Here is a 6759-nt window from a genome sequence, read left to right as displayed (position 1 = left end):
GAAACGCCTGGCGCCGCGGACCGTCGTCGAGAAGCTGATCGCCCGAGGCCACGACCTGGCGCGGTGACGCGGTGACGCAAGGGGTGTCTCGGCACTCTGAGATGACTCCAAGGACGCGGCGATACGTTGCGGGCCAGCCTCGTGTCAGCCGCACAGAGCTGACCTCGGGAGCCCGTCGCGTCTTCTCTCCCTGGAGGTCCTCATGTCTGTCCTGACCACCCGTCGCGCACCACGCCGCGCCGCCGCCCTCGCCCTCTGCGTCGCTGCCCTGGCGGCTGTCGTGGCCAGCCCGACACAGGCCTCGGCGGCGACGCCCGTCGCGGGCACCTACACGCTTCACTACGAGCACTACTCCGCACCCGGCTACTGGTCGACGACCCAGCTGGTCCTCAACCCCGACCAGACCTGCTCCATCGCCGCCGGCTGCATGTGGACGGTCTCCCAGGGCACGTTCACGATCACCCTGCCCAACGTCCGCCGCAACGGCTCGTCCTACGTCGGCGTCGTCACCCCCACCGGGCTGTGCTCGTCGGCCCACCCGGGCTACATCTACTACGGCACCACGGGCAACACCCCCGAGGGTCTCTGGTACGCCACGCGCTAGACCTCTGGGCGTTCCGTACTGAGGAACGCCGCCGGTTGCGCGTCCTGCCGGGCCGCAGGATCAGGGGGTCGGCCGCTGGCTGACGACCGCAGCCCGAGGAGCGAAGATGCCCACCGTCACCGTGTGCCCGACCGGGGAGGCGATCTACCTCGCCCCTGACGAGACGGTGCTCTCCGGTCTCTACGCGGCGGGGTTCGCCTACGCCATCGGCTGCCGGCGCGGTGGCTGCGGAATCTGCAAGGTGGACCTCGTCTCCGGCCGGGTCGCCTACAACCGCACCATCGCCGAGACCGTCCTCACGGCCGACGAGCGAGCCGCCGGCACGTGCCTGACGTGCCGCGCGGTGCCTTGAGGCGACATCACCATCGAGATGCGGCACGAGGAACTGCGTCTCATCAACCCACTGTTGCGCCAGCTCAACGAGAGGGCGCGGTTCCGAGCCACGTCCGTCCTGAGCGGCACGGAACCGAAGGAGTAAGAGACATGGGCGTCTTGAGAATGGGCTACGCGCACGTACGCGTCACCGACATGGCCGAGGCGAAGGAGCACTACGCCAACACCCTCGGCCTCTACGAGGTCCTGGAGGAGGACGGCCGCGTCTACTACAAGGGCTGGGACGAGTGGGACCACCACTCGGTCGTCCTCGAGGAGGGCGGCGTCGGCCTCGTGAAGTTCGGCTTCAAGGTGCAGTACGAGGACGACATCGACGACATCGAGAAGAAGGCCCAGTCCTTCGGCTGCACCGTCGCGCGGATGTCCGAGGGCGAGAACCCGGAGGTCTCGGACGGGATCCGCATCTTCACGCCGTCCGAGCACGTCTTCGAGGTCTACCACTCCCAGACCCTGATCGGCACCGAGGTGGGGACGCACAACCCCGAGTCCTTCCCGCGCCATCTCGTCGGCGTGGGGGTTCCCGCGATCGACCACGCCCTGATCACCGCCGCTGACGTCAAGGGCATGGAGCGCTTCCTCACCCACACGTTCGGATTCTTCGCCACCGAGCGCGTCCAGACCTCGTTCGACGTCGACGCCGACCACATCGGCACCTGGATGACGAGCACCAACCAGATCCACCAGCTCGCCGTCATCCAGGGCCCGCAGGGCAAGCTCCACCACTTCGCGTTCAAGCTCGCCGACTGGACCGAGGTCGGGCACGCCGCCGACCTCTTCTCGATGGACGAGGTGTCGATCGACATCGGGCCCACCCGCCACGGCATCACGCGCGGACAGACGGTCTACTTCTTCGACCCGTCGGGCAACCGCAACGAGGTCTTCGCCGGCGGCTACGCGGCATACCCCGACCGGCCGGTCAGCATCTGGACCCCGGACAAGCTCGCCAAGGGCATTTTCTACCACGCCCGTGAGCTCAACGACAGCTTCACCTCTGTCCTCACCTGAGGACCGCCTTCATGCAGCGCATCGCGACGATCGTCGGTTCGGAGATCGTCCCCGCCGCCCTCCCGATGCCCACGACCCGGATCAGCGAGCGCATCGCCACCGGGACCGGCGCCGACCGGCAGGTGGCGGTCCGCTCGATGGCCGAACAGCTGGTCTGCGAGGCCAACGCCGTTCTCGACGAGAGCGACGACCACCTGGCCCTCGTCGACGAGACGCTCCCCAGCGAGCTGGCCTTCGAGGTCAGGTACCGGGGCCGGGCGGCACGGGTCTCCACCACCTTCGCCGACGGCGCGGCATACGGCCGCCTGGTCGGCGACGGCTTCGAGTCCGAGCTGCCCCAGGAGCTCGACGGCCCCACCGCGCTGCCGGACCTCATCGTCCGACTGCTGCTGGAGTCGGGCATCAACCACCACCCCGTCACCCTCTGAAGAAGGAGAGTCCGTGCAATACGAACTGCGCACCCAGGTCATCGAACCGACGCGCAAGACCTTCGACAACCTCGTGGCCCGCTACGGCGACCGCCCGGCGTCGCGCTACCAAGAGGGCTCGATCGACATCCAGCCCAAGGAGAACTTCCACTTCCGCCCGCTGTGGGCGCCGGACAAGGAGATCTACGACGAGACCTTCTCCGTCCTGCGGCTGACCGACCCCTACTCCTTCCTCGACCCCCGGCAGTACTACTACGCGCCCTACGTCACCTCCCGCGCCGCCATGTTCGACGCGTTCAGCGCGACGCTGGACTACCTCGAGGAGCGGGGGATGTTCGACCGCCTCCCCGAGCGATGGACCGAGCTCTTCCAGAGCGTGGTCCTGCCGCTGCGACACTACGAGTCCGCGGCGCAGATGGTTTCCTGCGACACGGCCCGGTTCGGGTTCGGGACGACCATCACCCAGTGCGCGGCCTACGCGGCCTTCGACCGGGTCGGCAACGCCCAGCTCATCAGCCGGGTGGGGCTCTCCCTCGGTGGCGGCTCCGCTGACCTGCTCGACGCGGCCAAGACCAGCTGGCTGCAGGACGCCGCGCTACAACCGCTGCGCAGGCTGGCCGAGGAGCTGCTCGTCGAGCGCGACTGGGGCGTATCGCTGGTGGCCCTCGACGTGGCCGACCAGCTGCTCTACCCCCTGCTCTTCACCCACCTCGACGAGGTCGCGCTCGACCGCGGCGCCGGCTCCTACAGCCTGATCGCGCAGCACCTCTCGCGGTGGTTCAAGGACCAGCGGCGGTGGCTGGACGCCCTCTACCGGGCCTGGACCTCCGACCCCGAGCTGGGTGAGGCCAACGCGAAGCTGCTGGCCGAGATCGTCGACACAGCCCTCGTCAGCGGCCGGGCCGCCGCCGAGTCACTCGCCGCCGGAGCCGACCTACTGGTCGAAGCCGGTTGTGCCACAGCGGTCGACGAGTCGGCCACCACCGTCCGCGCCTTCTTCACCTCAGTCGGCGTCCCCGTCAAGGAGAACCAGAGATGACCACCACCACCGCGCGCAACGTCGGCGTCGACATCCAGGAGAGCGAGCAGAACCGGGCGGTCGTCGAGGCCATCGAGGAGACCAACCCCGCCTGCATCGTCCAGCACATGCCGGGCCTGGTCCGGATCACCTGTCCCAAGCGGCTCGTCATCACCCGCGACTCGGTCGAGCAGAAGCTGGGTCGCGAGTGGGAGACCCACGAGTTCCAGATGGCCATCGTGTCCTACTTCGGGCATATCAAGGACTGGGATGACGACGAGATCGTCATCGCCTGGGATCACTGAGAGAGGCACGTCGATGACCATCGCGAACAAGGCCTCGCGGGCCCCCAAGAAGCTGTCGATGAAACAGCGCTACCAGGTGCTCACCCGTGACCTGGACTGGGAACCGACCTATGTCGACCCGAAGGACGTCTTCCCCCATACCGAGTTCGAGGGCATCACGATCCACGACTGGAGCAAGTGGGAGGACCCCTTCCGGCTCACCGTGGACGCCTACTGCAAGTACCAGGCGGAGAAGGACAAGCGGCTGTATGCCGTGCTCGACGGTTTCGCCCAGAGCCAGGGTCACCTGACCCTCACCGACGCCTCCTACCTCAATGCCATGAAGCTCTTCCTGCAGGGTGTCACCCCGCTCGAGTACCAGGCCCACCGCAACTTCGCCTACCTCGCGCGTCACCTCAACGGGCCCGGCCCGCGGTTCGCCTCGCTGTGCCAGTCGATCGACGAGCTGCGGCATACGCAGACCGAGATCCACACGCTGTCCAACGACAACAAGTACTACAGCGGCTTCCACAACTTCCAGCAGATGCACGACCGCGTCTGGTACCTCTCGGTGCCCAAGTCGTTCTTCGGCGACGCCCTCGCCTCCGGGCCCTTCGAGTTCCTCATCGCGATCGGGTTCTCCTTCGAGTACCTCCTCACGAACCTGCTGTTCGTGCCCTTCATGTCCGGGGCCAGCTTCAACGGCGACCTGCCGACGATGACCTTCGGGTTCTCGGCGCAGAGCGACGAGTCGCGGCACATGACCCTGGGGCTGGAGGCGATCAAGTTCCTGCTCGAGCAGGACGAGGCCAACGTGCCGACCGTGCAGGCCTGGATCGACAAGTGGTTCTGGCGCGGCTACCGGGTCACCGCCCTGATCGCGCAGATGCTCGACTACATGCTGCCGCGCAAGGTGATGAGCTGGAAGGAGGCCTTCGAGCTCTACTTCGAGGAGCAGATGCTGAAGGGGCTCTTCGCGGACCTCGCCTTCTACGGCATCACGCCACCGCGGCACGTCGAGGACGCGATCGCGGAGAAGGAGATCCTCTCCCACCAGGTCTACTGGACGCTCTACCAGTTCTCCCACGCGGCCGCGTTCACCACGAGCGTCCCCACCGCGGAGCACGAGAAGTGGCTGGCCGAGACCTATCCGGAGACGTTCGACAAGCTCTACAAGGAGCTGTGGGACAAGGAGCGCGAGAACATCGCCGGCGGCGGACGGCACTTCGTGCGCGGCCTCCCCCAGCTCTGCCAGGTCTGCCAGATCCCCATGCTCTTCACCGAGCCGGGCGACCCGACGACGATCTGCCAGCGGGAGAGCGAGTTCAAGGGCGAGAAGTTCCAGACCTGCTCCAACGGCTGCCAGTGGATCTTCGAGCGCGAGCCGGAGAAGTACGTCCAGGCGTGGCTGCCGGTCCACCAGATCTACCAGGGCAGCTGCGGCGGCCCGACCGTGCCGGACGTCCTCGCCTGGTACGGCGTGCAGGAGGGCGACTCCGGCGAGCATCGCGGATCGCTCGACGACCGGCGCTGGCAGGAATGGCACGCCGACTCCGTGAAGGAAGGGAACTGACATGCCGGTCAAGAGCATCGGGACCTACGACTTCCCGTCCCGATCACGCCAGGAGCTCTACGGCGACGACCAGCTCGTCCACGTGTGGTTCCAGGGCAACCCGTGGTTCTGCGCCGCGGCCTGCTACCGCGCACCCAAGGCCATGCGGTGGGGCGACTTCTGGTCGCAGCTGGTCGTGCCGTGGGCCGAGGAGGACCCGGACTTCGACCCGGGGGCGCGGTACGCGTGGAGCCTGCACGGACAGCCGCTGTCCCCCGGCGACGACGAGACCCTCGAGGCCCTCGGCGTCGTGCACAAGGACGTCATCGGGATGCGGGTCGAGGCCGGCTGACCACCGCGGCACTCCACCACCACACGCCCACCACCACGTGAGAGAGCGGCAGACCATGAACTCCTACACGATCACCGTCGAGCCGTTGGGCCGCGAGATCGAGTGCCGGGAGGACCAGACGATCCTCGACGCCTGCCTCCGCAACGGGGTATGGCTACCGCACTCGTGCACCCACGGCACCTGTGCGACCTGCAAGGCGGAGGTGCTCGACGGGGACGTCGACCACGGTGGGTCGTCCACCTTCGCGCTGATGGACTTCGAGCGCGACGAGGGCATGCTGCTGCCCTGTTGTGCGCAGCCGCGATCGGACGTCACGATCCAGGCGGACATCGATGTCGACGAGGACCTCGAGATGCACCCCGTGCAGGACTACGCGGCCACCGTCCTGTCCCTGGAGGAGATCGCCGAGGACACCCGGCGCCTCGTCATCGAGCTGGACCGGGAGATGGCTTTCAACGCCGGCCAGTACCTGAAGTTCCAGGTCCCGGGGACCGGCGCCGACCGGACCTACTCGATCGCGAACCCGCCCACCGAGACCCGGCGCCTCGAGTTCCACATCCGGCGCACCCCGGGCGGCGTGGCGACGGACGGGTGGATCTTCCGCTCCCTCGCGGTGGGCGACCCGGTGTCGGTCAGCGGCCCCTACGGCCGGTTCGTCCTCCACACGGGGGACGACCGCGCGGCGGTGCTCGTCGCGGGGGGCACCGGGCTCGCCCCCCTCAAGTCGATGATCCGTCATGCCCTCGAGAACGATGCCTATGCCGGTCACCTGACCCTCTACCAGGGCGCCCGGACCCAGGCGTGGCTCTACGACGTCGAGGAGATGCAGCGGCTCGAGAAGGAGTACCCCGACCGCTTCACCTATCGGCCGTGCCTGTCGGAGGAGATCGTGGACGGCTTCGGTTCCGGGCTCGTGACCGAGGTCACCGAGGCGGAGAACGCGACCCTGCGCGGCCACGCGGGCGACCTCTGCGGTCCCCCGCGCATGGTCGAGGCGGCGCTGAAGACGCTGATGGGCAAGCGGCTCTTCCCTCGCGACATCTACCGCGAGGACTTCTTCGACGAAGGGGACAGGGCGACCGGTGGCGTGCGCTCCCCGCTGATCAAGCGGTAGTGGGACCAA

Annotated in this window: 9 protein-coding genes; all 9 read left to right on the top strand. The window is 67.7% G+C overall.

The genetic code is table 11. The features are described 5' to 3' along the window. The first annotated feature begins 202 nt into the window (after positions 1 to 202). The 9 genes from Q0R63_RS17525 to Q0R63_RS17485 all read left to right on the top strand — a co-directional run bounded on the left by Q0R63_RS17525 (position 203) and on the right by Q0R63_RS17485 (position 6750). Complete coding sequence (locus Q0R63_RS17525) at positions 203 to 604, top strand: hypothetical protein (protein ID WP_295700151.1); 402 nt, start codon at positions 203 to 205, stop codon at positions 602 to 604. A gap of 106 nt (positions 605 to 710) precedes the next feature. Continuing rightward, the gene (locus tag Q0R63_RS17520) at positions 711 to 956 is read left to right on the top strand and encodes a 2Fe-2S iron-sulfur cluster-binding protein (protein ID WP_295700147.1); all 246 of its coding nucleotides are present in this window, start codon (positions 711 to 713) and stop codon (positions 954 to 956) included. Between the two features lie 131 nt (positions 957 to 1087). Further along, positions 1088 to 2002, top strand: a complete 915-nt coding sequence (locus Q0R63_RS17515; RefSeq protein WP_295700145.1) for a catechol 2,3-dioxygenase — start codon at positions 1088 to 1090, stop codon at positions 2000 to 2002. A gap of 11 nt (positions 2003 to 2013) precedes the next feature. Next, entirely contained in the window at positions 2014 to 2430 is a 417-nt protein-coding gene (locus Q0R63_RS17510; protein ID WP_295700143.1) for a hypothetical protein, read from the top strand. Positions 2431 to 2443: 13 nt separating this feature from the next. Continuing rightward, complete coding sequence (locus Q0R63_RS17505) at positions 2444 to 3469, top strand: hypothetical protein (RefSeq protein ID WP_295700140.1); 1026 nt, start codon at positions 2444 to 2446, stop codon at positions 3467 to 3469. Continuing rightward, positions 3466 to 3753: an MmoB/DmpM family protein gene (locus Q0R63_RS17500; protein WP_295700137.1), complete on the top strand. Its 288-nt coding sequence runs from the start codon at positions 3466 to 3468 to the stop codon at positions 3751 to 3753. The genes Q0R63_RS17505 and Q0R63_RS17500 overlap by 4 nt, the downstream gene beginning before the upstream one ends. A gap of 13 nt (positions 3754 to 3766) precedes the next feature. After that, positions 3767 to 5305, top strand: a complete 1539-nt coding sequence (locus tag Q0R63_RS17495; RefSeq protein WP_295700134.1) for a YHS domain-containing protein — start codon at positions 3767 to 3769, stop codon at positions 5303 to 5305. Between the two features lies 1 nt (position 5306). Then, positions 5307 to 5636 carry a phenol hydroxylase subunit P4 gene (locus Q0R63_RS17490; RefSeq protein ID WP_295700131.1) on the top strand — a complete coding sequence of 110 codons (330 nt, stop codon included), beginning with the start codon at positions 5307 to 5309 and terminating at the stop codon, positions 5634 to 5636. Between the two features lie 55 nt (positions 5637 to 5691). Continuing rightward, positions 5692 to 6750: a 2Fe-2S iron-sulfur cluster-binding protein gene (locus Q0R63_RS17485; RefSeq protein ID WP_295700128.1), complete on the top strand. Its 1059-nt coding sequence runs from the start codon at positions 5692 to 5694 to the stop codon at positions 6748 to 6750. Positions 6751 to 6759 lie beyond the last annotated feature (9 nt).

This window comes from Lapillicoccus sp. (assembly GCF_025353065.1).
Taxonomy (GTDB): Bacteria; Actinomycetota; Actinomycetes; order Actinomycetales; family Dermatophilaceae; genus Lapillicoccus.
The sequence above is the reverse complement of the archived record's forward strand: the minus strand, read 5'-3'. Positions and strand labels throughout refer to the sequence as shown.

What these genes read in the sequence shown, in the direction of transcription:
- Q0R63_RS17490 (WP_295700131.1), top strand. Translation starts at nt 5,307, where the DNA reads ATGCCGGTCAAGAGCATCGGGACCTACGACTTCCCGTCCCGATCACGC.
- Q0R63_RS17510 (WP_295700143.1), top strand. Translation starts at nt 2,014, where the DNA reads ATGCAGCGCATCGCGACGATCGTCGGTTCGGAGATCGTCCCCGCCGCC.
- Q0R63_RS17485 (WP_295700128.1), top strand. Translation starts at nt 5,692, where the DNA reads ATGAACTCCTACACGATCACCGTCGAGCCGTTGGGCCGCGAGATCGAG.
- Q0R63_RS17500 (WP_295700137.1), top strand. Translation starts at nt 3,466, where the DNA reads ATGACCACCACCACCGCGCGCAACGTCGGCGTCGACATCCAGGAGAGC.
- Q0R63_RS17520 (WP_295700147.1), top strand. Translation starts at nt 711, where the DNA reads ATGCCCACCGTCACCGTGTGCCCGACCGGGGAGGCGATCTACCTCGCC.
- Q0R63_RS17495 (WP_295700134.1), top strand. Translation starts at nt 3,767, where the DNA reads ATGACCATCGCGAACAAGGCCTCGCGGGCCCCCAAGAAGCTGTCGATG.
- Q0R63_RS17525 (WP_295700151.1), top strand. Translation starts at nt 203, where the DNA reads ATGTCTGTCCTGACCACCCGTCGCGCACCACGCCGCGCCGCCGCCCTC.
- Q0R63_RS17515 (WP_295700145.1), top strand. Translation starts at nt 1,088, where the DNA reads ATGGGCGTCTTGAGAATGGGCTACGCGCACGTACGCGTCACCGACATG.